The sequence below is a fragment of the Pseudoxanthomonas sp. PXM03 genome (assembly GCF_014852005.1).
Taxonomy (GTDB): Bacteria; Pseudomonadota; Gammaproteobacteria; order Xanthomonadales; family Xanthomonadaceae; genus Pseudoxanthomonas_A.
Genome location: NZ_JACVAU010000005.1, coordinates 209855 through 234858, shown reverse-complemented (window position 1 = coordinate 234858; position 25004 = coordinate 209855). Strand labels below are relative to the sequence as shown.

Here is a 25004-nt window from a genome sequence, read left to right as displayed (position 1 = left end):
GGCTCAAGCGGACGGCAGAAGCCTTGAAGGCATCGCTGTAGCGATGGATGGTTCTGGGGCCTGGCTTTGGCATTGGGACACTCCTGAGGGTTAGGTCAAGGTGTCCACTGAACCGTGGGAACTACCGCATCGGCTTGAATGAATTGTTAGGCGGCATTACCCGACCTCATAGCCAGGGGGATTGTCGCCGTGCCAAGCAATGGACTCCCGGAAGACGTCCTCAAGCGAAAGATACCAAGAACTGTCCATGCCCATTGATTGATCCGGGCCATGCCAGAACATGCCCCACGGGTATGAGGGTCCAAATCCATGCTCAGAATAGGCGAATGCCAGATTTGTCTCTGGGTCGTAAGCGACAATCCAGCAGGGATAGGTCTGGCCTGGCTCACCGTAGTCCCAGCCAACCGGCTCTGAGCGTACAGGTACAAGTAGTTCTTTAATACGAGCAACAAGATCTGGCTGAGCAATGCGCGCCAACTCGCGATCAATAAGTGCTTCAACGTTTGCGATAGAGATTGGCATGCCGCCTAACGCCTGAATTAAGCCGACCCGCGAAGCGGGTTCGGCTTGAATGAATTGTTAGGCCGTAGGCGAGATGCCTGAAACAATGGCCCATGTACTAAGAGATGCGATCAGCACACCGGTGACCAAACAACGTACGCACCCAACTTTGTTTCCCGCCATAACGCTAAAGACCTTACCAGCAACCAAGACGCCTAAGACTGCAATAGCAAGCTCGTCAGCGTAAGTTGGAAAGAACCATACAGCGATCCCACAAGTGACAATGAGAACAAGAGCAACGTAAGAGTGAGCTTGGCGAAGGAGGCCAACCCAAGGCTTCCGTGGCTCATGAAACATGTCTGCGTAGTTGCTTGGCACCGAGACTACGATCAGTCCGAAGAGACCGAGCAAGACGTAAGCAGTGGCGATTACTTTGGCTAGCAACATAGATTGGTCTACGGCCTAACGCCTGAATTAAGCCGACCCGCGAAGCGGGTTCGGCTTGAATGAATTGTTAGGCCCAAACGAACTGAACATGTTCTTTGCCGCGATTGTCCAAGACGTAAGACCTGACGTACATACGGTGATTCTCTGCGACGTATACCTCAGTGCGCATCTCTGAAATGGCATCCGCATCAATCTGGTGCCGCCCAAGATGCTCCGGGAGTGCCTTGCGATAGTGCTTGAGCGACTCCCGTACGCGGGGAGTGAGGCCGAACAGCTCTTCCGGGCGATCGGGAATCCATGTGACCGTCACTTTGCCTCCTCTCCGGTCACGGGCTAGCCGATATATGTCCTCAAAAACGAAGTCGCCATCCACGTAGTTCATACCACTCATGAACGAGTGGGTCCAATTGTGTGCCATGGACTTGATGAGCTTGTACTTCACGGGAGAATGATCTTGGGCCTAACGCCAGAATTAAGCCGACCCGCGAAGCGGGTTCGGCTTGAATGAATTGTTAGACCGCATTGCTGCGCAGCCTACGACGAAGAACCACTCCCGCAACTAGAATCACCAACCCTCCAATCGCGAGAGCGTACGGCAGATAAGCAACACTTTGCGACTCGGTCGGAACGGCACGCCAATACCGAGAGGAAGCCTGGTAGTTAGCAGGAAGCGTGAAATCAACAGGAAGCAAACCTAGAACCCAAATGAGCGCATAGAAAAGAACGACTATGCCCAAGGTGATGAAAGAGTTTGCCAGGATGTTCTTCATGCGGTCTAACACCAGAATTAAGCCGACCCGCGAAGCGGGTTCGGCTTGAATGAATTGTTAGCCCTCAGCACCTGCCAAGCGGGCAAAGCGCTCGTCCAGACAGGGGCGCAATGTATCAAAGCTGTCCCAAGTATCCGGTACATGATATGGGGTGGCCAAACCACTGCCCAGCGTCTCCTCGTAGTCCGCCAAATACTGTCCATCCTCATAGTAGGCGACGGCGAACTCGTTGCCACGATCACTAAGATCCTCGTTGGTGAGCTTGCCGTCACAAACTTTTAGGAAGAACGAGCCAGGGGTGGTTGTGCGAGCGTGGAGCTCGTTAACTAGCTCAGGCTCCTCCACAGTGAACAACTCACCGCCCAGTCCGGCTAGAACCGCCCAAGCCAAGAACATCCCAGTGTGGGTTGCACCAGCCGACTCTGGCAGATCAGAGGGGAAGTTTCCCCCGTAGTGCCATGAAGCATCGTCATATTTCATGAGGGCTAACGCCTGAATTAAGCCGACCCGCGAAGCGGGTTCGGCTTGAATGAATTGTTAGGGCTCAGCCGACTTGCCACAGGGTCGTGCCGGTGTGAGCCCGATCAACATAGTAATGGTGGTTCTGCTGGCTGATTGCATCAGCCGCAGCCAGTGCATCAGCGCGGGTTTTTGCGTCAGAGTGAGTGCCAAGCGCGCGTAGAGAGGGAAGCGCATCTTGCCTAAGCGAGTACGCCAACATTGAGCAGGCCTGCTCCCTGACCAAATATGCACGATCCGAAAGGGCTGCTATGGCAAGCGACGCGACCTCGGGATAGCGTCGGGAGTAGCGAAGCAGCCTAAACAAGATGGCGGCACGGCCGCTGGCACGACGGACCAGCGGAAACGCCGCGGTTAGCTGCAGGATGAGCGGCTCTTCACCGAATTGCCGAAACAGACGGAGCTCGAATTGACCGACGTCAGAGATCTTCGCCTGTCCGTAGCCGTCTGCAATTTGATGAATTGCGGGAAGCTTCATCTGAGCCCTAACGCCTGAATTAAGCCGACCCGCGACGCGGGTTCGGCTTGAATGAATTGTTAGGCACCACGGCCGAGATAGCGACTGAAATCATCTTGACCGTCGGAACCCCACCACCTCGCGACACTAACAGTACCACCGAGAGCGATCAGAGACTTGAGTAGAACTATCAGCGCTCCGATTTCGCTGCGGCTCCAGTCCGGCCCCATGCGGTAGTCAATGACAAGCGAGGTTGGGTCGACAAAAACCCCGAGAGCCGGGAGTTGATGGTTGCCGATCCTGATTGAGGCTAGAACCACATGAAAAGAGTCGGCTCGCCCATCAGAGACCAATGCCGCATGCTTTGGCCCAGAGAAAGGCAATTCGCTTAGCTCTTTCCGCAGCCACAAATACGATCTATTTGCTGCGATGTTCTCGGCGCCCAAGTCGAAGAGGTAGGTAAAAGCTCGCTGTAAAGACTCAGCGCTACTGAACTCAATCTCGATCTCAGGCAACGATCCGTCGTCATTCGCGAAGTAGCGCGATAGATCCATGTGGTGCCTAACACCGGAATTAAGCCGACCCGCACTGGATTGGCACCGACGCCGATAGTAACCAGAACCTACCGAAGTTAGCGAACCTGATGCGGGTTCGGCTTGAATGAATTGTTAGGCCCCATGACCGGGGCCCATAAGCCACGAATGTTTGCTGGCCAATCGCTCAAACACCGCAACCGAATCAGGCGCCGGCACGATATGCGCTTGATCGTTGGACCAACGTAGCTCCAGTAATTCGGTGTCAGGTACGGGAGAGACCTTGATCATAGGCCCCTCATGCGGGTAGGTGGCCGGGGTCAGAGTTACGCAGAGATCGAACATCGAAGTCCAGGCGTGGAGCGAGGAATCCGCAAGACGGTCGACTAACGAGAGCATGCCATCTGTCCACGCGAATCTCGGCGCGTCCGCGTAGACACGTCGAATCTCTGACCAAGGGCGCGACATCGTCTCTGCCATGGGGCCTAACGCCTGAATTAAGCCGACCCGCGAAGCGGGTTCGGCTTGAATGAATTGTTAGGGCTCATCTTGTACTACTGACAGATCCAGCTCGTCCAGTTCGTTCTGCGGGTCTCGCCGGAAGACGCTAATGACCGTGTCCCAGACCAAAAGCCCGAACTCATAGGCCTCACGAGTTTTGTCTAGGGTCACTTGGCTCACTTGCCAATGCCTGGAGCCATCATCGGTCAGCCCGAAATGACGACACTGATCGTAGGTGTCTATGAACTCTTTAAACTTGCTCTTCAATGTCGGATCAAGTCCGTGCCTATCCACCAGCGAATCAAAGATGCTTTTAGGGGACGGCACTCGGTCACTAGACTCAGGATTGTTCTGCCCGAGCAACTGGGACACGCTGAGCCCGATTGTGCAGATAAGGAAAACGCAACGCTCATGGAAATGCTCTACCTCGTCTCCGGCTGACAGATCATCTCGGAGCGCGGCCCACTGATGCTTCGCTTGCTTTAGCGAGTAAAGCTGGAGGTTAGTGTCCTCGCCACTTGAGTCAATGAAGTAGTAGCGACGCACGATATGAGCCCTAACACCTGAATTAAGCCGAGCCGCGAAGCGGCTTCGGCTTGAATGAATTGTTAGGCGCGCGGCCCGGACTCTACGACCGGAAGCTTGCGCCTGAGAAAGCCGAAATGCACGAAAACAACGACAAGTGCTATCTCTGTCACCAACCAAAGCCACCCAAATATGCCCGACGGTTCAAGTATGGCCTTGCCAAGGAACGACAAGAAAACAACGAAAAGTATGGGCAGAATTGCTTTGAGGCTCGGCGAGCGAACAGCATTGATGCTTTGACACCGAGGGCACTGAATCACACCCCTCGGCTCACTGGGCGAAGTACGCGCCAAGTGATCTCCAAGCTTTTGATTGCAGTGGCCGCAGATATAGGTGAACACGAGCGCCTAACGCCTAATAGACCCCACAACGGGGGTGATAACGCGGATATTCATGACCTGATGCGATCGCGTCAAGGCGCGCAGAGCGTTGTCGTGGAAGGGAATTGGCTGGCTACCGACGGCACGGGTTGGCCAAGCGTCATGTTCATGACGCACTTGTTCGTTATCACCCCCTCTCCGGGGTGATAACGGGAGCGCCTGCAGGCCGCGAGTGCAGCCTTCGTGGTCGAAGTCGTGCGGCAGCAGGCCAGGATGTCGTAGCGTCACCTGCTATGTGCCCTCCACCCTGCTCACCGTGTTGCGGACGCGGCATGCCGGGTGTCATGCCTGGCGGGCCGCGCTCATTGGCTGGTGGTCTGCAAAAGGTCTGCGGCCTGCCGCGGTTGCAACCTCGCGCAGGCATCTGGGATGCTCGCGCCTCACCTGGCAGGACGCACGACCGTCGTCGCCTTCCCCGCCCACGCGGCGGGAACCTTGGCGGGTCGCGATGGTCGACACAGACGAGGGAACGAAGGGGACGTGATGATCGAGTTGCAGGGCGTGCAGCGCCACTACGCCATGAGCGGGCAGACGGTGAAGGCGCTGGCAGGGGTGGACCTGCGCATCGGCCAGGGCGAATTCGTCGCCATCACCGGGCCCTCGGGTTCGGGCAAGTCCAGCCTGCTGAACATCCTCGGCTGCCTGGACCATCCCAACGCCGGCCACTATCTGTTCGAAGGCCGCGACGTGGCCACCTTCGACGACGAGGCCAGCAGCGACCTGCGCAACCGGCGCATCGGCTTCGTGTTCCAGAGCTTCCACCTGCTGCCGCGGCTGAGCGTGCTGGAGAACGTGATGCTGCCGCTGCGCTTCCACCGCCAGCCGCCGCCGGGCACGCACGACCGCGCCCTGGCGCTGCTGGACCGCGTGGGCCTGGCCGAACGGCGCGACCATCGCCCCAGCGAACTGTCCGGCGGACAGATGCAGCGCGCCGCCATCGCGCGCGCGCTGCTGCTGCAGCCGGCCCTGCTGCTGGCCGACGAGCCCACCGGCAACCTGGATTCGAAGAGCGCCGCCGACGTGCTGGCGCTGCTGGATGAAGTGCATGCCGGCGGCCAGACCGTGGTGCTGGTGACCCATGACAACGACATCGCCGCGCGCGCCCCGCGCCAGGTGAAGCTGCGCGACGGCAAGGTGGAACATGACGCGCTCCAGTAAGACGCTGTGGGTCGCGCTGGCCCTTGCCGCCACCGCGCCCGCGCACGCCGTGGTGCTGACCGGCGAAGTGCGTGCGGTGGACGCGCAGCAGATCCTCACTCCGCAATCCAACAGTTCGCCGGTGGTGATCCGCTACTACGTGCCCGAAGGCGAACGGGTGAAGAAGGGCGACGTGGTGCTGCGCATCGATCCCGGCCAGTCCGCCAGCCGCATCCCCGACCTGGAGGCCCAGATCGAACAGGGCCAGGCCAAGGACGCCAAGGAAGTCGCCGAGCTGCAGGTGAAGGCGCTGGAAGCGGAAATGGCCCTGGTGGATGCCGAAGCCGAGCTCGCCACCGCGAAGCTGGACGCCACCATCCCGCGCGACCTGATCTCCGGCCTGGACTACGACCGCCACCAGGGCGAGCTGGACCGCACCACGCGCGAAGTGGCGTTGCAGCGCAAGGAGCTGGATGCCGCGCGCACCGCCGTGCAGCGGCGCGTCGAAGATGGCCGCCTGCAGATCGAGAAGCTGGTGCTGCAGCGCGACTACCACGCCTCGCTGGTCCGCACCTCGGAAGTCGTCGCCGACCGCGACGGCATCGTGGTGCACGGATTCAACAACAACTGGATCGGCGGACGGATCGATGAAGGCTCCTCGACCATGCCCGGCAGCAAGGCCGGTGAAGTGGTCAGCAGCGGACGCATGAACGTGCGCGCCTGGGCACTGGAACCGGACCGGCGCGGGTTGGTGGTGGGCCAGTCCGTCGAGCTGACATTCGACGCCCTGCCCGGCCGCAAGGTGCCGGGGCGCATCGCGTTCATTTCAGGTGCGCCGGACCGGCGGCCGGAATGGGGCGAAGGCCGCTACTTCACTCTCGACATCACCTTGGATGCGCAGACGCTGTCGCTGATGCCGGGCATGAGCGTGCGCGTGATCGCACGGCCCGCCGCCGCGACGGGCAAGGAGACCACGCGATGAACCGGGCACGCATGCTGCCGTGGATGGTCGCGCTGGCGGCGACGCTGCCGGCCGCGCACGCCGCCACCTTGCGCGTGGATGGCGAGGTGTACGCGCAGCGCAGTTCGCAGCTGGTGCCGCCGGCCGTCGATCGCCTGTGGCAGTTCAACCTCACCCAGCTGGCGCCGGACGGCAGCACGGTGAAGAAGGGCGAGATCGTGGTCGCCTTCGATACCAACGACCTGGTGCGCCAGCTCAGCGAGAAGCAGAGCCTGCTGCAGGAAAAGAAACGCGAGCTGGAGAACCTGACCCTGGACGTGGCCGAGCGCGAGCGCAGCCAGCGCCTGGCCACCGCCGAAGCGGCCGCCGAGCGCGACAAGGCCGGCCGCAAGACCGAGCAGCCGCGCGAACTGATCGCCGCGCTGGAGTACGACAAGCTGGTGGAGGAACGCAGGCGCACCGAACGCCGCGCCGCGCTGACGCAGGTGGCCGAACGCGCCGCCGCCGAACAGCGGCGGCAGGAACTGCGCCTGGTCAACGCCGAGCTGAAGCAGGCACAGGCCGACGTGAACCGTCTGCAGGCCTCCATCGCGGCGCTCAACCTGCCCGCGCCGCGCGACGGCGTGATCATGCACAAGAGCAACTGGAACGGCGAGAAGTTCGACGTGGGTTCACAGGTCTGGCGTGGCCAGACCGTGGCCGAGATTCCCGACCCGGCCACGCTGGCGGTGCGCGCGCAGCTGCCCGAGCGCGACCTGCAACGGGTGAAGGTGGGCGTGCCCGCGCGCATCGTGGTGGAAGGCGGTGGCGGCAGCGTGCACCACGGCAAGGTGGCCGGCATCGGGCGCGCCGTACGCAGCAAATCGCAGGTGCAGCCGGTGCCGGTTCTCGACCTGGAGATCCGGCTGGACGACGCGAAGGCGAAGCTGCGTCCCGGCCAGGCGGTGCGCGTGGAACTGACCGTGCCCGACATCGGGGGAGGAGCGAAATGATGCCGATCACGCGCGTCGCGTCCGTGCTGGCATGCGCCCTGGCGGTGACGGCCTGCGGTGCGCCGGAAGTGCCCGTTGCCAGTGAGACCGTCGCGCGGGGCGCGCTGACCCTCAGCGTGCGGGGCGAAGGCGAACTGCGTTCGGCCAAGCCCACGCCGCTGATCGTGCCCGGCAAGAACTGGTCCGCGCGCCAGGTGGAATGGATGGTGCCGGAAGGCAGCCTGGTGAAGAAGGGCGACCTGCTGGCGCGCTTCATCTCGCCCGAAGGCGAGCAGCAGCTGGCGCAGGCGATGATCGACCTGCAGCGCAATGCGCTGGCGCGCGCGGCGAAGGAAAGCGGACTGGACGCCACCCAGGGCCGCGTGGAAGTGGACCTGTCGCAGGTGGCCGTGCAGCTGGGCATCGCCCAGCGCTACGCCGAAGCCGACCTGAGCACCGTGGCGCGCAACCAGGTGCTGGATGCCATCGAGGACAAGGAATACCTGCAGGTGCGGCAGGGCGTGCTGCAATGGCAGCGCGACCAGTCGGACGTGCGCGGCGGCGCGGAACTGGCCGTGCTGGACGCGCAGCGCGCCACCTTCGACATGAATGCGCAGACCCGCAAGGGCGACCTGGATGCGCTGGAACTGCGCGCGCCCAACGACGGCGTGCTGCTGCTCGCCGCCAACTGGTCCGGCGACAAGCCGATGGTGGGTGCGAACCTGCGCGCGGGCTTCGAGTTCGGCAGCCTGCCGGATACCTCGGCGATGGAAGTGGAGATCGAGCTGCCGCAGATCGAGGCGCAGGGCGTGCAGGCGGGCGATGCGGTGGTGCTGCACCCGCTGGGCCGGCCCGACCAGCGCATCGACAGCAAGCTCTCGTGGGTGGCCAGCGCGGCCAAGGTGCGCAATCGCGAGAGCCCGGTGAAGTTCCTGTCGATGCGCGCACCGATTCCGTCCTCGGCGGTGGAGAAGTACCGCCTGATCCCCGGCCAGCGTTTCGCCGCCGCCGTGGTGCTGCTGGAGGCGAAGGACGCAATGGCGGTACCGAACGTGGCCATCGAACAACGCGACGACCGCCATTGGGTGCAGGTGAAGCAGGGCAACGACTACGTGGCGCGCGAAGTGAAACTCGGCGTGCGCGGTACCGCGCGTTCGCAGGTGCTGTCGGGATTGAAACCCGGCGACCAGGTACGCCTGTCGCAGATCGAAGTGCCTGCACCCGGCGACGACGACAAGGAACAGGACAAGACCGACGACGCCGGTGACGATGCCGAAGGGAAGAACGCATGACCGGACTGCTCAACCGCCTGCCCACCGTCTGGCGTGAAGCGGTGGAAGAACTGTGGCGGCGGCGCCTGCGTACGCTGCTCACCTTGCTGGGCATGATCTTCGGCGTGGGCGCCATCGTGGCGATGCAGGCGGTGGGCGAAGGCAGCCGGCGCGAAGCGCTGCGCCTGGTGGAAGGCCTGGGCCTGCACAACCTGATCGCCGAGGCCAAGCCCCAGGACGAGGACACGCTGAAGGAGACGCGCGAGCGCAGCGTCGGCCTGACCGTCGCCGATGCGGACGCTGCGCTCAGCGTGGTGCCCGGTGCCGAACGCCATGCCGCCGAAAAACAGGTACGCACGCATACGGTCTTCAGCGACACCGGCCGCAGCGATGCGCAGGCCAGCGGCGTGAGCGCGAACTGGTTCGACCTGTCGTCGCTGAAGATCGCGCAGGGCCGCGCGTTCACCGCCGACGACGAGGCCGCGCTGGCGCCCGTCGCGGTGCTGGGCCACCAGGCGGCCATCAGCCTGTTTCCGAAAGGCGGTGCCGTGGGTGGGCTGGTGAAGGTCAACCATGTCTGGCTGGAGGTGATCGGTGTGCTGACCGACCGCGACCTGGGCCAGGACGATTTCGAGGGCGTGCAACTGGGCTCGGAGAGCAACCGCATCTACGTGCCGCTGGCGAGCGCGCGCGCACGCTTCCGCTTCCAGCCGCAGGAAGACGAAGTGGACCGCTTCCTGCTGCGCCTGGACGATCCGCAGCGGCTGGCGGCCGGCGCGGGCGTGCTGTCGGCGGTGCTGGACCAGCGCCACGCCGGCATGGCGGACTATCAGCTGATCGTGCCGCAGCAGCTGTTCCAGCAGCATCAGCAGACGCAGCGCATCTTCCAGGTGGTGATGGGCGCGATCGCCGGTGTCAGCCTGCTGGTGGGCGGCATCGGCATCATGAACATCATGCTGGCCAATGTGCTGGAACGGCGCCGCGAGATCGGCCTGCTGCGTGCGTTGGGCGCGCGCAGGCGCGACGTGATCGCGCAGTTCCTGCGCGAGGCCACGGTCATCTGCATCGCCGGGGCGTTGCTGGGCCTGGTGTTCGGCGGCGTGCTGGCTTACCTGATCGCCACGTTCGCCGACTGGCAGGTCGCGTGGGCCCCGGTGCCGATCCTGCTGTCGGCGGGTTTCTGCGCGGTGGTCGGCCTGGGCTTCGGCGTGTACCCGGCGCGGCAAGCGGCGCAGCTGGACCCCATCGCGGCGCTGCGGCATGACTGAGTCAGGGTGTGGCGGGTGCCGGACATCGTGACGGCTCGCGGCAAGGCACCGTCGCGCGCTGGGTTATATTCCAGATCATCCTTTGTCGGAATCGCCGCCATGCGCGTGCACGCTTCGTGCGGCCTTGCTCTCTTGCTGGCCATGCTGCAGATCGCCGCTCCCGCGCGCGCCGACAGCTGGCGCGCGCCGACCACACTGCAGTACCGCTCCGCTGACGGCACGTGGCGACTCACCGTCGAGCCTCGCGCACTGTCGGACCAGCGCACCTTTTTCCGCGACCAGCTCGACGGCAAGGATCGGCCCGGCGGTGTCGTCGGCGATACCCGGACAGCCGCGATCGGCACGATGGAGCACTGCATTCGGGACGCCTGCAAGCGGGCATGGCAGCGCAACCTGCTCAATGGCGTGGCCCCGGTAAATGCCATCGTGACGGACAGCGGCCACGTGATGACGTTCGACAACTGGCACAGCATGGGCTTCGGTCCGCATGCCGTCGTGCTGTACGACCCCGCGGGATCTCTGGTTGCGAATTACGCCCTGACCGACTTCTTGCCCAAGGAGTACGTGATGGCCCTGCCCCGTAGCGTGAGCTCGCTGCACTGGCGCAGCAGCCCGCGGGTCCACGAAGACGGCGTGCGGATCGTGGTGCCCGTGGTCGTGCCTTCCGAGGCCGCCGAAGAAGAGGACGATGCACACACGAGGTACGTGAGTGTGATATTCGACCCGCGCGACGGAGCGGTGGCGCTGCCGGCGGCGGATGTCTGGGCTCCGGCCTTGCAGCAGGCAGCGTCGGCGCTGGCTTTACAGCGTGTAGTGCTCGCCGGGGAGATCGAGAAAGCACTTGCCCCCCTGCTTCCGCCTGACTCCATTGATCTCACCGACTGGCATGCCTACCTGCGGGATGCGTATTGGCGGCTGGAAGAAGACAACACCGGATTTCCCGCCACCCTCGTCCTGCCGCAGCCGGCGGCGCCCGACTACGAGAAGGAAGCGAAAAGGTTCCGTACCCGCCTCTATGAGACGCACGACCCTGACGTGATCATGCTTGCAGCGCTTTCGCAGGACACGCTGCTGGATGTGCTGAGGCAGGAAGCCACCAAGTTCCGACGTGGCGTGCCTGCGTGGCCGCGCATCTACCTGCTGCTCGACGAGAAACGCTTCCAGCAAGCAAGCGTGCTGCTCGCGCCCTCACGCGCCACGCTGATACGACTCGATCCGACGCGCGCGATCCTGCAACGACCGGACTACCTCGAGGCGTGGGAGGATTACCTGCAGGGCAGACCGGACAGCCAATGACGGCCTGGCGGCCAATAGGGGAACAACGCTGCCGCCAAACGCGCGCCCGCTTCACTGAACCCCCTGCGATGGGTATCGCCTGCGGCTCCCCCCATCCTGCGTGCTGAGTCAGGCCGCGACGTCCATCTGCACCGCAGTGCCGCTCACGCGGATGCCATCGCGCGGATCATCCGGCACCTGGACATGCAGCAGGCTGGGCCGGCCAATGTCTTCGCCCTGGTGAATGGTGAAGCGGCGCGTGGCAGGCAGCGCGCCACGTGCCGCGAGATACGCGCCCAGTGCAGCCGCCGCGGCGCCGGTCGCGGGGTCTTCCACCACGCCGCCGGGCGGGAATGGATTGCGGGCGTGCACCGTGTGGGCATCCTCGCGCCACACCAGGTTCACCGTGGTCCAGCCGCGTGCCGCCATCAACGCGGCCAGCGTTTCGAAGTCGTAGTGCAGGTCCGCCAAGCGTGCGCGCGAAGCCGCCACGATGACGGGATGCCACGCGCCGGCATAGGACAGCTGCGGCGGCAGGGCAGGATCTAGGTCGTCGCGGTGCCAGTTGAGCGCCTTCAGGAGCAGGTCGAGATCACCGGCGTCCAGCGCTTCGACACGCGGCGTCACGCTCGTCAGGGTGGCGACGCAGGCGGCATCGACCGACACGCGCACACGCCCGGCAAGCGCATGCAGGACGAAGTCGCCCGGAGCATGGTGGCGTGCATGCGCCACCATCGCCGCGATGGTGGCATGTCCGCAGAAGCTCACTTCGGCCAGCGGACTGAAATAGCGCACATCGAGATCCCCGTCCGCGCGCGGCAGAAGGAAGGCGGTTTCCGAATAGCCCACCTCGGTGGCGATGCGCTGCATGGCGTCGCCGTCGAGGCCACGCGCGTCCAGCACCACGCCGGCGGGATTGCCGCCCTGCGGATCGGTGGTGAACGCGCTGTAGCGCAGGATCACAGGGGTCATCGTGTTTCTCCTTCGAGCACGACGGTCGCCGGCTTTTCCAGACGCACCACCAGGTAGCGCAGGAAGAATTGCGTCAGCGGCCCCACGCCGAAGGCGAACACCAGCGTGCCCACGCCCACGACGCCGCCAAGCAACACACCGATGGCGAGTACGGCGACTTCGATCAGCGTGCGGATACTGCGGATCGACCAGCCGGTACGGCGCGCGAGTCCCGTCATCAATCCGTCGCGCGGACCCGGTCCCAGCTGCGCGCCGATGTACATCGCCGTGGCGAGGGCGCAGGCCACCACGCCGGCCAGCAGGTAGGCGCAGCGCAGGGGCAGGCTCTCCGGCGTAACGAGCAGGGCGAGGTTGAGGTCCGCGAACGGACCCAGCAGCAGCGTGTTGGCCACCGTCCCCAGGCCGGGCATCTGGCGCAGGGGAATCCAGGCCAGCAACACGGCGACGGCGGTGACCACCATGACCATGCCGAAGGACAGCGGCACGTGCTGCGATACACCCAGGTGGAAGACATCCCAGGGCGAAGCGCCGACGGCCCCTTCGATCATCAGCGCGATGGCCAGGCCATACAGCCACAGGCCCACGCCCAGCCGCAGCAGGCGTTCGGGCAGGCGGCCGGCCTTCAGTTGCGCGAGCGGTCCGAGATTGGCGAGTCCGACGGGAGAGGTGAGCGGTTTCATGGGGCCACCATCGTTCCGATTGGCTCTTTCTGATAGAGCCAATTCTGCGATAGTGGCTCCATGGACAGATCCCTGGCACCCGGCCACCTCGCCACCCTCGTGGGTGATTTCCCGCGCACCCCGGCCTACCGGGGCCTGCGCAAGGCGCTGGAGGAACTGATCGGCGATGGCCGCATCCCGCTCGGCACCCGCCTGCCCAGCGAGCGCGCCGTCACCCAGGTGCTGGGCGTGTCCCGCAACACTGTCACCCGGGCCTACGCGGACCTGGTCGCGGCCGGGTTCGCCACCGCCCGCCAAGGGGCCGGCACGTATGCGGCCGTACCGCTCGACCGCCGGCGCGCACACGACCATGCCCTGCACGCCCTCGGCACGGCGTCGTCGACGGAAGGCGTGATCGACCTCAACTGCGCCGCCGGTGCGGCCACGCCCGGCGTCGCCGCAGCCTACGAGCGCGCCATGGCCGCACTGCCGGCCTACCTGGCCAGCGACGGCTACCTGCCCTCGGGCCTGCCGGCGCTGCGCGCGCTCATCGCGGCATCGTACGTGCGGCGGGGACTGCCCACCGCGCCTGAGCAGATCGTGATCACCTCGGGGGCGCTGTCGGCCATCGCCATCATCGCGCGCGCACTGTCGCGACCCGGCGACCGCATCATGATCGAGTCGCCGGTGTATTCGAACGCGATCGAAGCGCTGCGCCTGGGCGGTGGCCGCCTGGTGAGCGCGCCGATGGCCGATCCGCTCGGCGACGAAGGCTGGGACCTGGCGGCCATCGAGGCCACGCTCAGGCAGACATCGCCACGCGCGGCCTACCTGATTCCGGATTTCCAGAACCCCACCGGCTTCCTGATGCGCGACGGCCAGCGTGCCCACTACGCCGCCGCGCTGCAGGCGACACGGACGACCGCGATCATCGACGAGACGCTGCAGTCGACCTGCCTGTCGGACGATCCCATGCCCGCGCCCTTCGCCGCGCACGCGACGGATGCCTTCACCATCGGCAGTGCATCGAAGCTGTGCTGGGGTGGCCTGCGCGTGGGCTGGATCCGCGCACCACGGCCGGCGGTCGACCGCATCATCGCCGCGCGCGTGCAGATGGACCTGGGCAGTTCCCTGTTCGACCAGTTGGTGGTCGCGGAAATGCTCGAGGCGGACAGCGCACTCGCCACCCGGCGCACGCAGCTGCGGCAACGGCGCGACGCGCTGGCGCAGGCACTGCATGAGCACCTGCCCGGGTGGTGTTTCCGCCTGCCAGACGGCGGCCTGACGTTATGGGTGAAGATGCCGCATGGCAGCGCCACGCAGCTGGCCGCCGACGTGGAGCGCAAGGGCGTCTATCTGGCGCCGGGCCCCGTCTTCAGCGTGGAAGGTGGCGCCGACACCTGGTTGCGGATTCCGTATGCCAAGCCGGAAGAGCAGCTGGTGCAGGCGGTCCGGATCATCGCCGAGGCGTGGTCGGAGAGCGCCCGCGATACCGGGCACCGCCGCAACGCCACGCGGCGACTGATCGCGTGATGATCGCCATCGCGCTGTCCGGCGAGCTTCGCGACGCCTGACCGTTAGCCCGCGTCATCGCGCCGTGTCACGCGACGCTCCAGCCACGCGAGCAGCGACAACACACCGAAGGTCAGCAGCGTGGCGAGCAGGGCCAGCCAGCCGTGACCGAAGCCGACCGCCACGCCGATCACCGCCACCATCAGCAGCGAGGCGGCCGTGGTGATGCCGGCGACCACGCGGCCGCGGTGCGCGATCATGGTGCCCGCACCGATGAAGGCGACACCGGCGATCACCGCTTCCACCAGCCGGAAGGGATCGATCTGCACGCGACCGTCATGGCCGTGCTGCGCCTGCGCCAGCATCATGTCGCCCATGCCGGTGAGCATGGCCGCCGCACCGGCCACCAGCGTGTGCGTACGGAAGCCGGCCGGCCGGTCCTTCATCTCGCGCTCCAGGCCGATGACACCCCCCAGCAGCATGGCGAACGCGATGCGTGCGACCACCGCCGCCTGCGCTTCCCATCCATCGAACATGGCGTGATCCTCCTGCGGCGATGCTTCCATCGGCCAGGTCAACGCGATGCGAAGGCGGATGCCGGTGTCTGCCTGCTCAGGCGAACCGCCCCACCACCCACGCCCACAACGGCAGCGTGACCAGCGACAGCAGGATGCCGTAGCCCACCAGCGCGGCGGCCAGGCGCGGGGCAAGCTGGTGCGAAATCGCGAGCGCCGCCGCCGTGATCATGGTGGGCATGGCCGATTCCAGCACGTTGGCCTGCAGCATCTCGCCGGTCATGCCGAAGGCGAGCGACAGCGGCAGCGCGAGGGCCGGCATGACGATGAGCCGCAGCAGCAGGCCGACCGCGAGCGGCTTCACCTCGTCGCGCGGCAGCTTCAGCTGGATGGTCAGGCCCACCGCCAGCATCACCAGCGGCAGCAGCGCGTCGGCAAGCTTCTGCAATGCGGACGCGATCCAGGCCGGCGGCTGTTCCGGCATCAGTGTCAGCCCGAACAGCAGCGCCCATACCGGCGGGAACTTCACGATGCGCAGGCCGATCTCGCGCGCGGTCGGGGGCGCATCGCCGCCGTAGCGCGCTAGCACGTACAGGCCGAAGGTGGACAGAAGGACGAAGGTGCCGAACTGGTCGTAGACGACCGCGTAAGGCAGCGCGTGCTCGCCCAGCAGCGCGCGCACCATCGGATAGCCGATGAAACTGCTGTTGCACAGCGCCACACAGAGCAGCAGCACGGCATGCTCGTCGCGGCGGAACCTGAAGATACGCGTGGCCAGCGCGACCAGCGCCACGGTGGCGACGGTCAGCACCCACGGCGTGGCGATCACGCCGAGCAGCGAAGCATCCACGTGCAGGCGTGGCACGTACGTCAGCACGGCGGCGGGCAGGCAGACGTACAGCACCACACGATTCAGCACATCCGCCGCGTTGTCGGGGAACACGCGCAGGCGCGCGAACACCATGCCGAGCGCCAGCATGGTGAGGATCAGGGCGAAGGCATCGAATGCCATGGACATCGGAGCATTGCGTGGGGATGGCAGGATCGCACAGGCGCTTACGGGTGCGCCTGCGCCTTTCGTCGATACTCGCGCATTCCGCAGGCGCCGCATCGCCGCGGGCCGCGCCTGACCGCGATGCGGGCAACCATCACGCTTCCCTCCCGGATGGAAGCACGCCCATGGCACGCACGATCCCGGTTCCTGCCGGTTCCAACACGGTCAACCCGTTCCTGATCACCGATCACGCCAGCGACCTGATCGCGTTTCTTGTCGAGGTCTTCGGCGCGGTAGAGGTCCCCGAAGCGCGCACACTGGATGCCGACGGCCTGGTCCTGCACGCCGAACTGCGGATCGGCGATTCGCTGCTGACCCTCGCCGACCGCAAACCGGGCTGGCCGTTCACGCCGGCGCTGACGCGTGTCTACGTGGCGGATGCGGCCGCGACCCTGGTGCACGCCGTGCAATGCGGCGCACACGTGGTGACGCGACCCACGCCGTTCTTCGGCGACACGCTGGCGCGCTTCCAGGATCCTTCCGGCAACCTGTGGTGGATCCAGCAGCACGATCCCCTCGCGGTCACCTCGTGGGACGACGGAGCGGGCACCCTGGAGGATGCGCACGGCGATGGGTGGGCATATTCGAATCCGGATCTGGACGAGATCCACGCCACCCTGATGGTCGCCATGGCCCGCCTGCGCGATCCGCGCACCGCGCCCGGCTGATCCCACCGCGCCGTGCCGGCGCACCGGCCGCGGCCCTGCTGGCTCTGGGCTTATCATGGCGGCATGAACGCCCCTGCATTCCCCACCGCGTCCAGCCCGATCACGCTGGCAGGCCCCGAGGGCCCCTTGGAAGCCCACGTCGACTGGCCCGAAGACGGCGAACCGGTAAAGCCGGTCACCGCCGTGATCTGCCATCCGCTGCCCACCGAGGGCGGCACGATGCACAACAAGGTCGTGGTGATGGCAGCACGCAGCCTGCGCGAGCTCGGCGCGGTGACGGTACGGTTCAACTTCCGCGGCACCGGGGCGTCCGCCGGATTGTTCGACCAGGGCGATGGCGAAGTGGATGACCTGCGCGCCGTGGTGCAGTGGATTCGCGAACAGCGGCCCGGCACACAACTGTGGCTGGCCGGTTTCAGTTTCGGCGCCTATGTGTCGCTGCGCGCCACCGAAGGACTGCAGCCCGATGCGCTGGTGTCGATCGCGCCGCCCGCCGGGCGCTGGGATTTCAAGGCGATCACGCCGCCGGCCTGCCCGTGGCTGGTGATCCAGGGCGAGGAGGACGAGATCGTCGAACCGCAGGCGGTGTACGACTGGATCGATTCGCTGAAGCAGCCGCCGGAACTGATCCGCATGCCGGAAACCAGTCACTTCTTCCACCGCAAGCTGATGGACCTGCGCGGCGCCATCAAGCACGCCATGAAAGCCTACGTGCCGGCGTGATGGGGGACGACGCACGGGGGGCGACATCCACGCCGTCGCAGGTCTACGCGCGCGGCGCCTCGGAAGGCCAATGGCAGGACGACCCGGCGCAACATCCCGCGCTGGCCGAGCTCGACCGCATCCATGCGGCGCTGCTGGCGGAGCCGGCGTCGCCCGGCCTGTTCGGCAGGCTGTTCGGCAAGCCACCGGAAACCGTCAAGGGGCTGTACTACTGGGGCGAGGTCGGTCGCGGCAAGACGTTCCTGGTGGACCTGTTCTACGACAACCTGCCGCTGCCCACCTATTCGGTCTCGCAGAACAAGGCGCATGGCGAAGGCGGGGGCAAGTACCGCACCCACTTCCACCGCTTCATGCGCGGCGTGCACGAACGCCTGCGCCTGCATGCGGGTGAAAGCGACCCGCTGGCGAAGATCGTGCGCGAGGTGCGCGGCAAGCTGCGGGTGCTGGTGCTGGACGAGTTCTTCGTCACCGACATCGGCGACGCGATGCTGCTGGCGCGACTGCTGGAGCGCATGTTCGCCGAGGGCATCGCGCTGGTGACCACGTCCAACACCGCGCCGGAGAACCTGTACCGTGACGGGCTGCAGCGTGCCGGGTTCCTGCCCGCCATCGACCTGCTGCAGCAGCACTGCGTGGTGCTGCGCTCGGACGGGCAGGAAGACTACCGCCTGCGCGCGCTGACGCGTTCGCCGGTATACCGCGCGCCACTGGACGGCGCGGCCGACGACTGGCTGGCGATGCGCTGGCGCGAACTCAGTGGCGGCGAAGCGGCACACGGCGGCAACATCGAGATCGACAGCCGCAAGATTCCGGTACGCGGGCGTGGCAAGAGCATCGCGTGGTTCGATTTCGGCGCGCTGTGCGAAGGTCCTCGCGGCACCACGGACTACATCGAGATCGCGCACGAGTTCAATACCCTGCTGCTCGGCGACATCCCGCGCTTCGATGCGCTGAATGAAGATGCCGCGCGCCGCTTCGTCAACCTGGTCGACGAGCTCTACGACCGCCACGTCAACCTGGTCTGCACCGCGGCGGAAGCGCCGACGGCGCTGTACACCGGCACGCGGCTGCAGGGCGCGTTCGAGCGTACCGCCTCGCGCCTGATCGAGATGCAGAGCGCCGAGTACCTGGCCACGCCGCACAAGGCCTGAGCACATGCGCGCCGTGCCCGCCGCGATCGACGACGTGCTGCATCGGACGATCGACAACGGCGGCCACGTCTGCGTGCTGACCGGCGCCGGCATGTCGGCCGAGAGCGGCATCCCCACCTTCCGCGGTACCCACGACAGCCTGTGGTCGCGGTTCGATCCGATACGGTTGGCGACGGCCGGGGCGTGGCGCGAGGATCCTGCGCTGGTCTGGGGCTGGTACCGCTGGCGGATGCACCGGGTCCGCGAGGCGCAGCCGAATGCCGGCCATCGTGCGCTCGCGCAGCTGGCGCGCCGCGTGCCGCTTTGGCTGGTCACCCAGAATGTGGACGACCTGCACGAGCGCGGCGGCAGCACGATCGACGCACATGTGCACGGCAGCCTGTTCGCGTTGCGCTGCTTCGCCTGCGGGCGCACGCACGAGGGCCCGCTCGACGAGTACGTGGACGATGCGCAGCGTGTCGAGCCGATGCGTTGCGTCGCCTGCGGTGATCGCATCCGCCCGGGCGTGGTGTGGTTCGGCGAGATGCTGCCCGAGGATGCCTGGTCAACGGCGGTGGACGCGGCAACGTGTTGCTCGCTGATGCTGGTGGTGGGCACGTCGGGGCTGGTGTATCCCGCGGCAGGTCTCCCCGCGCTCGCCCGCCGCCATGGCGCGGTCGTGGTGGAGATCAATCCCGAGCCGACCGCGCTGTCTGCGGACGCGGATCATGTGTGGTGCGCGACGGCGGCGCAGGCGCTGCCGTTGCTGGCGCGCTAGGGATTGCTGCTTTCCTTCTCCCCGCAAGCGGGGAGACGGTGCCCGGAGAGCCTGCCCCGTACTGGATAGGGGGGCGGATGAGGGGCGAGTGCGGTGTGGGCGGATACGTCGCTCTGGGGTTCACCGTCATGCATGGTGCGACGCCAGCGGCACGCATGAAACACGACGCCGTTCGCCCCTCACCCGCCTTCGGCACCCTCTCCCCGCTGCGCAGGGAGAGGGGAGTTGCCTCGCTGTGCTTGTGCCTGAAAGAAAACGACGCTCTCGTGTCCTTCTCCCCGCAAGCGGGGAGAAGGTGCCCGAAGAGCCTGTCCCGTACTGGATACGGGAGTGGATGAGGGGCGCTCTTCGCGCAGAACGCTTGGTGTTCGTTGAAGGCGGGCATGCGCAACCACCTCAACGCTTCCTGCTGCGCCTGAATCAAGACAGTTGCTCTCCCCGAGCACGGGGAGAGGGATACTTCGTGCTGCGGGGATGCCTAGTGCAGCTGTCTATGGACAAACGCATCCACCGCGTCCGTGTAACCGGAAGGCGTCCCCAGCAATCGATTCACTTCCGCATGCGAAAGATCCTCGGGCAGCACCTCCATCGCCACCCCCAACGTCTTCGCCTTCTCCACCATCGCGCGGCCCTGCGGACAGGCGTCCTTGCGGCGCGAGGAGCAGACGAACAGCATCGGCACGGCATCGCGGGTGAGCTGGTGGTAGGGCGATGCGGCGATCCAGTCGCCGCGGTTCCTGCCGAACGCGCGGTCGTAGATGCCGGGCAGCGGCGGCTTCTGCATGGTCAGCGGCACGTCCAGCGCTCCGCTGTCCAGCGACACCACGCCACGCGGCTTCGTTGCGCCAGCCTCGCGCCAGAGCGTGGAGGAGGCGCCGACCAGCGCGGCCAGGTGTGCGCCGGCGGAATGTCCCATCAACAGCACGCGCAAGCGATCGGCGTTCCATTCCGGCGCGCGCTGCTGCACGGCGGCCAGCGCGCGCGCCACGTCGCGCGCCTGCTCCAGCGGCGCGGTGTCCGGCCGCATGCGGTAATTCGTGGACACGAGGATGTACCCCTTCGGCAGCCAGTACGCCGCCTTGTTTTCCACCACCCCGGGATTGTCCTTGTTGCCGTTCTCCCAGCCACCGCCGTGTACGAACAGGATCACCGGCGCGTTGCGCGGCTGCGCGGGCAGGTAGACATCGAACCGCTGGCGCGGATCCGCGCCATAGGCGATATCGCGCAGCGCGCGCGCACCCGCTGGCAGCACGGGCGCACGCGCGGCGGGCTGGCGCGAAGCCTCACGCGCCTGTTGCAGGCGTTCGCGGAAGGTCTGCGCGGCCAGCGGCGGCAGCGCAGCGAGCAAGGCGCATGCCACCAGGCCCGTGCGGAACAGCATCGTCTTCATGGCATCACCTCGATGGGGAGATCAGCCCGCGCGCAACCACAATTGCGCACGCAGGCCGTAGGGGGTGTTCGGCAGCAGGCGCAGTTCGCCGCCGTGCTGGCGGGCCACGCGGTCGACGATGGGCAGGCCCAGCCCGCTGCCGCCCTGCGCCTGGTCGTGGACGAACGGCTGGCGTGCGCGTTCGGCCGCTTCGGCGGAGAGACCGGAGCCGCCGTCGGCGACCTCGACCACCCATGCCGATCCTTCGGCGCACAGCTGCAGTGACAAGGGCAACGCGCCATGCCGCTCGGCGTTGACCAGCAGGTTCTCCACCGCGCGCAGCAGCGCCATCGGCTTGCCGGGGAGCAGCGCATGTTCCGGCAGGTCCACCCGCCAGGCTTTCGAAGCGGCGGCGACCGCATGGCGGCAGATCGCGGCCAGGTCGACGCTCTCGCTGCCTTCGTCGCGGCCATCGCGTGCGAAGGCGATGAACTGGCCGAGGATGGCATCCATCTCGGCGATGTCGCGATGCATGCTGCGGGTCAGGCCGGGATCGGTGTCCGGCACCATCTCCAGCGCGAACTGCAGGCGCGTGAGCGGTGTGCGCAGGTCGTGCGAGATGCCGGCGAGCAGCAGCGCGCGTTCTTCCGCCGCCGCGCGTACATCGCGGCTGGCCTCGCCCAGCGCGTGTGCCAGGTCCGCCACTTCGCGCGGGCCACTTGCGTGCACCGGCGGCGGCGCATCGCCACGCACGATGGCCGGGGCCGCGGCCGCAAGCTGGCGCAACGGCTGCACGAGCCGGCGCGCGAAGTACGCGGCGGCCAGCCATACCAGCGCCACGCAACCAACCAGCATGAACACGGAGAAACGACGCATGCCGGTGGCCGGGCGGTCATAGGCGAACGACACCCACAGCGGTTCGCGCGTGGCCGGTTTCAGCCAGATCACCCGCAATCCACGCCCGGCATCCATCCGCAGTTCGCGCCCGGCGCCCAGCGTGCCTGCTGCCTGTTCGCGCAGTTCGCGCAGCAAGGGGGCGAAGCGCGGTCGTGCATCGGCGGGTGGCGTGCTGCGCACCTCCAGCCCGGCGTCACGCAGCTGCGCGACGGTGCGCGCATGCGACTGGTGGTGATCGAGCGCTTCGACGACTTCGGCGAACCCCTGCATCGCGCGCAGCAACTGGTCGGCCGCCGGCCGCGTGGCCAGTTCGCGCCCCAACAGCAGTGCCAGCACTCCGGCACCGACCAGCACCAGCGCGATCACCAGCGCGAGCTGGCCGAACACGCTGCGCGGCAGCGGCGACCTCACGGCGCGGCCTCCGGTGGCACGAACACATAACCCACGCCCCATACGGTCTGGATCAGGCGCGGCTGGCGCGGATCGTCTTCCAGCAGCCGGCGCAGGCGCGCGATGGTGACGTCCATGCTCCGCTCGAACGCATCGTGTTCGCGGCCGCGTGCCAGGCTCATCAGGCGGTCGCGGCTCAGCGGATGGCGCGGATGGCGCAGCAGCACCGACAGCACGGCGAACTCGCCGCTGGTCAAGCGCAACAGCACGCCGTCGCGGGTCAGTTCACGCCGGCCCAGATCGAGGCGGAACGGGCCGAAGCTCAGTTCGCCGCCTTCGGCCTGCGGTGCACCGGGTGCAGGACGCGTGCGCCGCAGCACCGAGCGGATGCGGGCCAGCAGTTCGCGCGGATTGACCGGCTTGGGCAGGTAGTCGTCGGCGCCGATCTCCAGCCCGACGATGCGGTCGATCTCGTCGCCCTTCGCGGTCAGCATGACGATGGGCGTGGCGTCGCCCTGGCCGCGCAGGCGGCGGCAGATCTCCAGGCCGTTCTCGCCGGGCAGCATCAGGTCCAGCACGATCAGGTCGAAGTGGCCGCGATCCAGCGCCTGCCGCATCTGCGCGCCATCGCCCGCGCCACGCACGTCGAAGCCCTGCGACTGCAGGTAGCGCACCAGCAGCTCGCGCAGCCGCACGTCGTCGTCCACCAGCAGGATGCGCGCCGAAGTTTCGTCCATGCGGCCACTATCGCCCGCCGCCGCGATGCCCGGCAAACCCTGCCGGCGGCCCGTTTGTAAGCAGATGTTTCCAGCACCGCCGGCAGACACATCTGCTGTCAACGGCGACACACCTGCCACCGTTGCCCGCCCTACCGTGGTCCTGCCGCCGCTTCCCTGCGCGGCCATCCCACACCCCAACGAGGATTCCGCCATGAGCAAGACCCCGTTCCTGATCGCCACCGCCTTCGCCCTGTGCGCCACCACCCTGTTCGCCGACCACGCCGAAGCGCGCGAGCGCAGCCGCGCCGTGCAGCGCACCGCCCAGGGCGGCAGCGTCGCCACCGAGCGCAGCAACGCGCGCTTCGACAGCCAGCGCCAGCGCAACTGGCAGGCCGACGGCCAGGGCAATGCGACCGCCGCGCGCAGCGGCAGCATCAGCGGCGCCAACGGCGGCAATGCCGGTTACGAAGGCAGCGCCTACCGCAACGCCGATGGCAGCGCCGGCCGCCAGGGCAGCGCCTACGCCAACGGTCCGAACGGCGGCACCGCCAGCACCAGCGGCGGCATCAGCCGTGATGCCGACGGCAACGTTAGCGGTGCGCGCAGCACCACCGCCACCGGCGCGAACGGCAACAGTTACAACGGCAGCACGACGGTGTCCGGCGGCACGGTGACGCACACCGGCGCCTGCACCAATGCCAGCGGCGAGACCATCGCCTGTCCGCGCGGCAACTGATCGGCCGGCTGCACCCGCTTTCCCGCAGGCGCGGCAGCATGGCACTCCCCCCTGTCGCACGGATGCATTCCCGCACCGCCGCGCCTGCACCTTTTCCTTCCCTCACCCGGAGATTCCCGATGTCCCGTTCCATCCTGCTCCCCCTCGCCACCACGCTGTCCATCTTCGTGCTGGTGGCCGCCCCCGCCGGCGCGCAGCAGCGCACGCTGACCGAAGAACAGAAGACCAAGCTGCAGGAACGGTTGAAAGCCGCCGATGCCAATGGCGATGGCCTGATCGACAAGGCGGAAGCCGAGGCCAGGCTGCCGCGCGTGGCGAAGAACTTCGACACGCTGGACGCCAATGGCGACGGCAGGTTGTCGCCTGACGAGATGCGGGCGATGGCCACGCAGCTGGCCGAACGCCGTCGCCAGCGTTGAGGCCGCGACGATGGCATCGCTGCCCCCGCTGTTGGGTGTACCCCTGCTGGTGTTCGCCGGCATCGCCGCGCTGGAAGGCGCATGGCTGATGCGGCGCGGCGGCTATGACTGGAAGAGCTACTGGGCATCGCTGGGCGACGCGGCGGGACGCGCATTGCTGGGCCTGCTGATCCGGGGCGGCGTGGTGGGCGTGCTGCTGCTGGCGATCTGGGATTTCCGGCTGACGACGATCGCGATGGATCGCGGGTGGCACTGGGTGGCGCTCTTCGTCGGCCAGGAGTTCTGCTACTACTGGATGCATCGCGCCGATCACCGCGTGCGCTGGTTCTGGCTGAACCACTCGGTGCACCACTCCTCCGAGCAGTACGCCCTGTCGACCGCGTACCGCTTGGGCTGGACCGGCAAGCTGACCGGCGCCGCGGTGTTCTTCGGGCCGCTGGTGTGGCTGGGCTTCCCGGTGCCGTACGTGGTCGGCGCGCTGGCGGTGAACCTGCTGTACCAGTACTGGCTGCATACCGAATTGGTGCCGCGGCTGGCGCGCCCCATCGAGTTCGTCTTCAACACGCCCGCGCACCACCGCGTGCACCATGCCAGCAATCCGGAGTACCTGGACTGCAACTATGGCGGCGTGCTGATCGTGTTCGACCGTCTGTTCGGCACCTGCCGCGAGGAAATCCCCGGCGTACCGCTCCGCTACGGGCTGGTCGAGCCGGTGCGCAGCTACAACCCGGTGACGCTTGCCTTCCATGCCTGGGTGAAGCTGGGCCGCGACCTGCGCCGGGCGCGCGGCCTGCGGCAGGTCGTGATGACGCTGTTCGGACCGCCCGGGTATGTCCCGGACGGCGCGGAAGCGGTCCGCCCGCGCCGTTGAGAGTGGCTCGCGCCCG

At 66.6% G+C, this 25004-nt stretch carries 28 protein-coding genes; 14 read left to right on the top strand and 14 right to left on the bottom strand.

The window, feature by feature from the left end:
* Positions 1-156: 156 nt before the first annotated feature.
* From IB223_RS18370 to IB223_RS18340, 7 genes are all read right to left on the bottom strand, one after another.
* Positions 157-522, bottom strand: coding sequence for a hypothetical protein (locus IB223_RS18370; RefSeq protein WP_192203224.1), 366 nt, complete (start codon positions 520-522; stop codon positions 157-159).
* Positions 523-1015: 493 nt separating this feature from the next.
* On the bottom strand, positions 1016-1390 hold the full coding sequence (locus IB223_RS18365; RefSeq protein WP_192203223.1) for a hypothetical protein: 375 nt from the start codon (positions 1388-1390) through the stop codon (positions 1016-1018).
* Between the two features lie 70 nt (positions 1391-1460).
* A complete protein-coding gene (locus tag IB223_RS18360; RefSeq protein WP_192202815.1) occupies positions 1461-1718 on the bottom strand; it encodes a hypothetical protein in 258 nt (85 codons plus the stop codon).
* 57 nt (positions 1719-1775) lie between these two features.
* Complete coding sequence (locus IB223_RS18355) at positions 1776-2198, bottom strand: hypothetical protein (RefSeq protein ID WP_192203222.1); 423 nt, start codon at positions 2196-2198, stop codon at positions 1776-1778.
* A 64-nt stretch (positions 2199-2262) separates the two neighbouring features.
* Positions 2263-2715, bottom strand: coding sequence for a hypothetical protein (locus IB223_RS18350; protein WP_192203221.1), 453 nt, complete (start codon positions 2713-2715; stop codon positions 2263-2265).
* A gap of 59 nt (positions 2716-2774) precedes the next feature.
* Positions 2775-3248 carry a hypothetical protein gene (locus IB223_RS18345; RefSeq protein WP_192203220.1) on the bottom strand — a complete coding sequence of 158 codons (474 nt, stop codon included), beginning with the start codon at positions 3246-3248 and terminating at the stop codon, positions 2775-2777.
* Positions 3249-3764: 516 nt separating this feature from the next.
* Positions 3765-4274: a hypothetical protein gene (locus tag IB223_RS18340; RefSeq protein WP_192203219.1), complete on the bottom strand. Its 510-nt coding sequence runs from the start codon at positions 4272-4274 to the stop codon at positions 3765-3767.
* Between the two features lie 902 nt (positions 4275-5176).
* Here IB223_RS18340 and IB223_RS18335 point away from each other — a divergent pair.
* The 6 genes from IB223_RS18335 (at position 5177) to IB223_RS18310 (ending at position 11597) form a co-directional block, all read left to right on the top strand.
* On the top strand, positions 5177-5851 hold the full coding sequence (locus tag IB223_RS18335; RefSeq protein ID WP_192203218.1) for an ABC transporter ATP-binding protein: 675 nt from the start codon (positions 5177-5179) through the stop codon (positions 5849-5851).
* Positions 5835-6812, top strand: a complete 978-nt coding sequence (locus tag IB223_RS18330) for an HlyD family efflux transporter periplasmic adaptor subunit (RefSeq protein ID WP_192203217.1) — start codon at positions 5835-5837, stop codon at positions 6810-6812. The genes IB223_RS18335 and IB223_RS18330 overlap by 17 nt, the downstream gene beginning before the upstream one ends.
* Positions 6809-7783, top strand: coding sequence for an HlyD family efflux transporter periplasmic adaptor subunit (locus IB223_RS18325; RefSeq protein WP_192203216.1), 975 nt, complete (start codon positions 6809-6811; stop codon positions 7781-7783). The genes IB223_RS18330 and IB223_RS18325 overlap by 4 nt, the downstream gene beginning before the upstream one ends.
* Entirely contained in the window at positions 7783-9054 is a 1272-nt protein-coding gene (locus IB223_RS18320) for a hypothetical protein (RefSeq protein ID WP_192203215.1), read from the top strand. Before IB223_RS18325 ends, IB223_RS18320 begins: the two co-directional genes overlap by 1 nt.
* Positions 9051-10301, top strand: coding sequence for an ABC transporter permease (locus IB223_RS18315; RefSeq protein WP_192203214.1), 1251 nt, complete (start codon positions 9051-9053; stop codon positions 10299-10301). The genes IB223_RS18320 and IB223_RS18315 overlap by 4 nt, the downstream gene beginning before the upstream one ends.
* Before the next feature lie 99 nt (positions 10302-10400).
* Positions 10401-11597, top strand: coding sequence for a hypothetical protein (locus IB223_RS18310; RefSeq protein ID WP_192203213.1), 1197 nt, complete (start codon positions 10401-10403; stop codon positions 11595-11597).
* A 108-nt stretch (positions 11598-11705) separates the two neighbouring features.
* On the opposite strand, the gene IB223_RS18305 is transcribed toward IB223_RS18310, so the two are convergent.
* Together IB223_RS18305 and IB223_RS18300 are read right to left on the bottom strand one after the other, a co-directional pair.
* Positions 11706-12548: a PhzF family phenazine biosynthesis isomerase gene (locus IB223_RS18305; RefSeq protein ID WP_192203212.1), complete on the bottom strand. Its 843-nt coding sequence runs from the start codon at positions 12546-12548 to the stop codon at positions 11706-11708.
* The gene (locus IB223_RS18300; protein ID WP_192203211.1) at positions 12545-13228 is read right to left on the bottom strand and encodes a hypothetical protein; all 684 of its coding nucleotides are present in this window, start codon (positions 13226-13228) and stop codon (positions 12545-12547) included. Before IB223_RS18300 ends, IB223_RS18305 begins: the two co-directional genes overlap by 4 nt.
* 60 nt (positions 13229-13288) lie before the next feature.
* Between IB223_RS18300 and IB223_RS18295 the strand changes: the two genes are divergently transcribed.
* The gene (locus IB223_RS18295) at positions 13289-14740 is read left to right on the top strand and encodes a PLP-dependent aminotransferase family protein (RefSeq protein ID WP_192203210.1); all 1452 of its coding nucleotides are present in this window, start codon (positions 13289-13291) and stop codon (positions 14738-14740) included.
* A gap of 44 nt (positions 14741-14784) precedes the next feature.
* On the opposite strand, the gene IB223_RS18290 is transcribed toward IB223_RS18295, so the two are convergent.
* Complete coding sequence (locus IB223_RS18290; protein WP_192203209.1) at positions 14785-15255, bottom strand: MgtC/SapB family protein; 471 nt, start codon at positions 15253-15255, stop codon at positions 14785-14787.
* Positions 15256-15331: 76 nt separating this feature from the next.
* Positions 15332-16246: an AEC family transporter gene (locus IB223_RS18285; protein WP_192203238.1), complete on the bottom strand. Its 915-nt coding sequence runs from the start codon at positions 16244-16246 to the stop codon at positions 15332-15334.
* A gap of 167 nt (positions 16247-16413) precedes the next feature.
* Between IB223_RS18285 and IB223_RS18280 the strand changes: the two genes are divergently transcribed.
* The 4 genes from IB223_RS18280 to IB223_RS18265 all read left to right on the top strand — a co-directional run bounded on the left by IB223_RS18280 (position 16414) and on the right by IB223_RS18265 (position 19587).
* Positions 16414-16956 (top strand): VOC family protein, encoded by a 543-nt coding sequence (locus tag IB223_RS18280; RefSeq protein WP_192203208.1) that lies wholly within the window; start codon positions 16414-16416, stop codon positions 16954-16956.
* A 63-nt stretch (positions 16957-17019) separates the two neighbouring features.
* A complete protein-coding gene (locus tag IB223_RS18275; protein WP_192203207.1) occupies positions 17020-17679 on the top strand; it encodes an alpha/beta fold hydrolase in 660 nt (219 codons plus the stop codon).
* On the top strand, positions 17679-18830 hold the full coding sequence (gene zapE / locus IB223_RS18270) for a cell division protein ZapE (RefSeq protein ID WP_192203206.1): 1152 nt from the start codon (positions 17679-17681) through the stop codon (positions 18828-18830). Before IB223_RS18275 ends, zapE begins: the two co-directional genes overlap by 1 nt.
* Positions 18831-18834: 4 nt before the next feature.
* A complete protein-coding gene (locus IB223_RS18265) occupies positions 18835-19587 on the top strand; it encodes an NAD-dependent deacylase (RefSeq protein ID WP_192203205.1) in 753 nt (250 codons plus the stop codon).
* A gap of 478 nt (positions 19588-20065) precedes the next feature.
* Here the strand turns inward: IB223_RS18265 and IB223_RS18260 are convergent, their stop codons facing one another.
* Genes IB223_RS18260 through ompR form a run of 3 tightly spaced genes read right to left on the bottom strand, consistent with a single transcriptional unit; the run spans position 20066 to position 22980 of the window.
* Positions 20066-20977: an alpha/beta hydrolase gene (locus tag IB223_RS18260; RefSeq protein ID WP_225591198.1), complete on the bottom strand. Its 912-nt coding sequence runs from the start codon at positions 20975-20977 to the stop codon at positions 20066-20068.
* A 21-nt stretch (positions 20978-20998) separates the two neighbouring features.
* Positions 20999-22264, bottom strand: a complete 1266-nt coding sequence (locus IB223_RS19065) for an ATP-binding protein (RefSeq protein ID WP_192203204.1) — start codon at positions 22262-22264, stop codon at positions 20999-21001.
* Positions 22261-22980, bottom strand: a complete 720-nt coding sequence (ompR, locus tag IB223_RS18250) for a two-component system response regulator OmpR (RefSeq protein WP_192203203.1) — start codon at positions 22978-22980, stop codon at positions 22261-22263. Before ompR ends, IB223_RS19065 begins: the two co-directional genes overlap by 4 nt.
* Before the next feature lie 193 nt (positions 22981-23173).
* On the opposite strand from ompR, the gene IB223_RS18245 reads away from it, so the two are divergent.
* The 3 genes from IB223_RS18245 (at position 23174) to IB223_RS18235 (ending at position 24988) form a co-directional block, all read left to right on the top strand.
* Positions 23174-23698: a hypothetical protein gene (locus tag IB223_RS18245; RefSeq protein WP_225591197.1), complete on the top strand. Its 525-nt coding sequence runs from the start codon at positions 23174-23176 to the stop codon at positions 23696-23698.
* A gap of 119 nt (positions 23699-23817) precedes the next feature.
* Complete coding sequence (locus IB223_RS18990; protein WP_255431500.1) at positions 23818-24117, top strand: EF-hand domain-containing protein; 300 nt, start codon at positions 23818-23820, stop codon at positions 24115-24117.
* 10 nt (positions 24118-24127) lie between these two features.
* A complete protein-coding gene (locus IB223_RS18235; protein WP_192203201.1) occupies positions 24128-24988 on the top strand; it encodes a sterol desaturase family protein in 861 nt (286 codons plus the stop codon).
* Positions 24989-25004 lie beyond the last annotated feature (16 nt).

Excerpts from the sequence above, each read along its gene's own strand:
- IB223_RS18310 (WP_192203213.1), top strand. The coding sequence starts at position 10,401 with ATGCGCGTGCACGCTTCGTGCGGCCTTGCTCTCTTGCTGGCCATGCTG.
- zapE (WP_192203206.1), top strand. The coding sequence starts at position 17,679 with ATGGGGGACGACGCACGGGGGGCGACATCCACGCCGTCGCAGGTCTAC.
- IB223_RS18990 (WP_255431500.1), top strand. The coding sequence starts at position 23,818 with ATGTCCCGTTCCATCCTGCTCCCCCTCGCCACCACGCTGTCCATCTTC.
- IB223_RS18355 (WP_192203222.1), bottom strand. The coding sequence starts at position 2,198 with ATGAAATATGACGATGCTTCATGGCACTACGGGGGAAACTTCCCCTCT.
- IB223_RS18285 (WP_192203238.1), bottom strand. The coding sequence starts at position 16,246 with ATGGCATTCGATGCCTTCGCCCTGATCCTCACCATGCTGGCGCTCGGC.
- IB223_RS18370 (WP_192203224.1), bottom strand. The coding sequence starts at position 522 with ATGCCAATCTCTATCGCAAACGTTGAAGCACTTATTGATCGCGAGTTG.
- IB223_RS18235 (WP_192203201.1), top strand. The coding sequence starts at position 24,128 with ATGGCATCGCTGCCCCCGCTGTTGGGTGTACCCCTGCTGGTGTTCGCC.
- IB223_RS18350 (WP_192203221.1), bottom strand. The coding sequence starts at position 2,715 with ATGAAGCTTCCCGCAATTCATCAAATTGCAGACGGCTACGGACAGGCG.
- IB223_RS18345 (WP_192203220.1), bottom strand. The coding sequence starts at position 3,248 with ATGGATCTATCGCGCTACTTCGCGAATGACGACGGATCGTTGCCTGAG.
- IB223_RS18300 (WP_192203211.1), bottom strand. The coding sequence starts at position 13,228 with ATGAAACCGCTCACCTCTCCCGTCGGACTCGCCAATCTCGGACCGCTC.
- ompR (WP_192203203.1), bottom strand. The coding sequence starts at position 22,980 with ATGGACGAAACTTCGGCGCGCATCCTGCTGGTGGACGACGACGTGCGG.
- IB223_RS18245 (WP_225591197.1), top strand. The coding sequence starts at position 23,174 with ATGAGCAAGACCCCGTTCCTGATCGCCACCGCCTTCGCCCTGTGCGCC.
- IB223_RS18325 (WP_192203216.1), top strand. The coding sequence starts at position 6,809 with ATGAACCGGGCACGCATGCTGCCGTGGATGGTCGCGCTGGCGGCGACG.
- IB223_RS18280 (WP_192203208.1), top strand. The coding sequence starts at position 16,414 with ATGGCACGCACGATCCCGGTTCCTGCCGGTTCCAACACGGTCAACCCG.
- IB223_RS18335 (WP_192203218.1), top strand. The coding sequence starts at position 5,177 with ATGATCGAGTTGCAGGGCGTGCAGCGCCACTACGCCATGAGCGGGCAG.
- IB223_RS18290 (WP_192203209.1), bottom strand. The coding sequence starts at position 15,255 with ATGTTCGATGGATGGGAAGCGCAGGCGGCGGTGGTCGCACGCATCGCG.
- IB223_RS18305 (WP_192203212.1), bottom strand. The coding sequence starts at position 12,548 with ATGACCCCTGTGATCCTGCGCTACAGCGCGTTCACCACCGATCCGCAG.
- IB223_RS18360 (WP_192202815.1), bottom strand. The coding sequence starts at position 1,718 with ATGAAGAACATCCTGGCAAACTCTTTCATCACCTTGGGCATAGTCGTT.
- IB223_RS18295 (WP_192203210.1), top strand. The coding sequence starts at position 13,289 with ATGGACAGATCCCTGGCACCCGGCCACCTCGCCACCCTCGTGGGTGAT.
- IB223_RS18265 (WP_192203205.1), top strand. The coding sequence starts at position 18,835 with ATGCGCGCCGTGCCCGCCGCGATCGACGACGTGCTGCATCGGACGATC.
- IB223_RS18315 (WP_192203214.1), top strand. The coding sequence starts at position 9,051 with ATGACCGGACTGCTCAACCGCCTGCCCACCGTCTGGCGTGAAGCGGTG.
- IB223_RS18260 (WP_225591198.1), bottom strand. The coding sequence starts at position 20,977 with ATGAAGACGATGCTGTTCCGCACGGGCCTGGTGGCATGCGCCTTGCTC.
- IB223_RS18320 (WP_192203215.1), top strand. The coding sequence starts at position 7,783 with ATGCCGATCACGCGCGTCGCGTCCGTGCTGGCATGCGCCCTGGCGGTG.
- IB223_RS18275 (WP_192203207.1), top strand. The coding sequence starts at position 17,020 with ATGAACGCCCCTGCATTCCCCACCGCGTCCAGCCCGATCACGCTGGCA.
- IB223_RS18330 (WP_192203217.1), top strand. The coding sequence starts at position 5,835 with ATGACGCGCTCCAGTAAGACGCTGTGGGTCGCGCTGGCCCTTGCCGCC.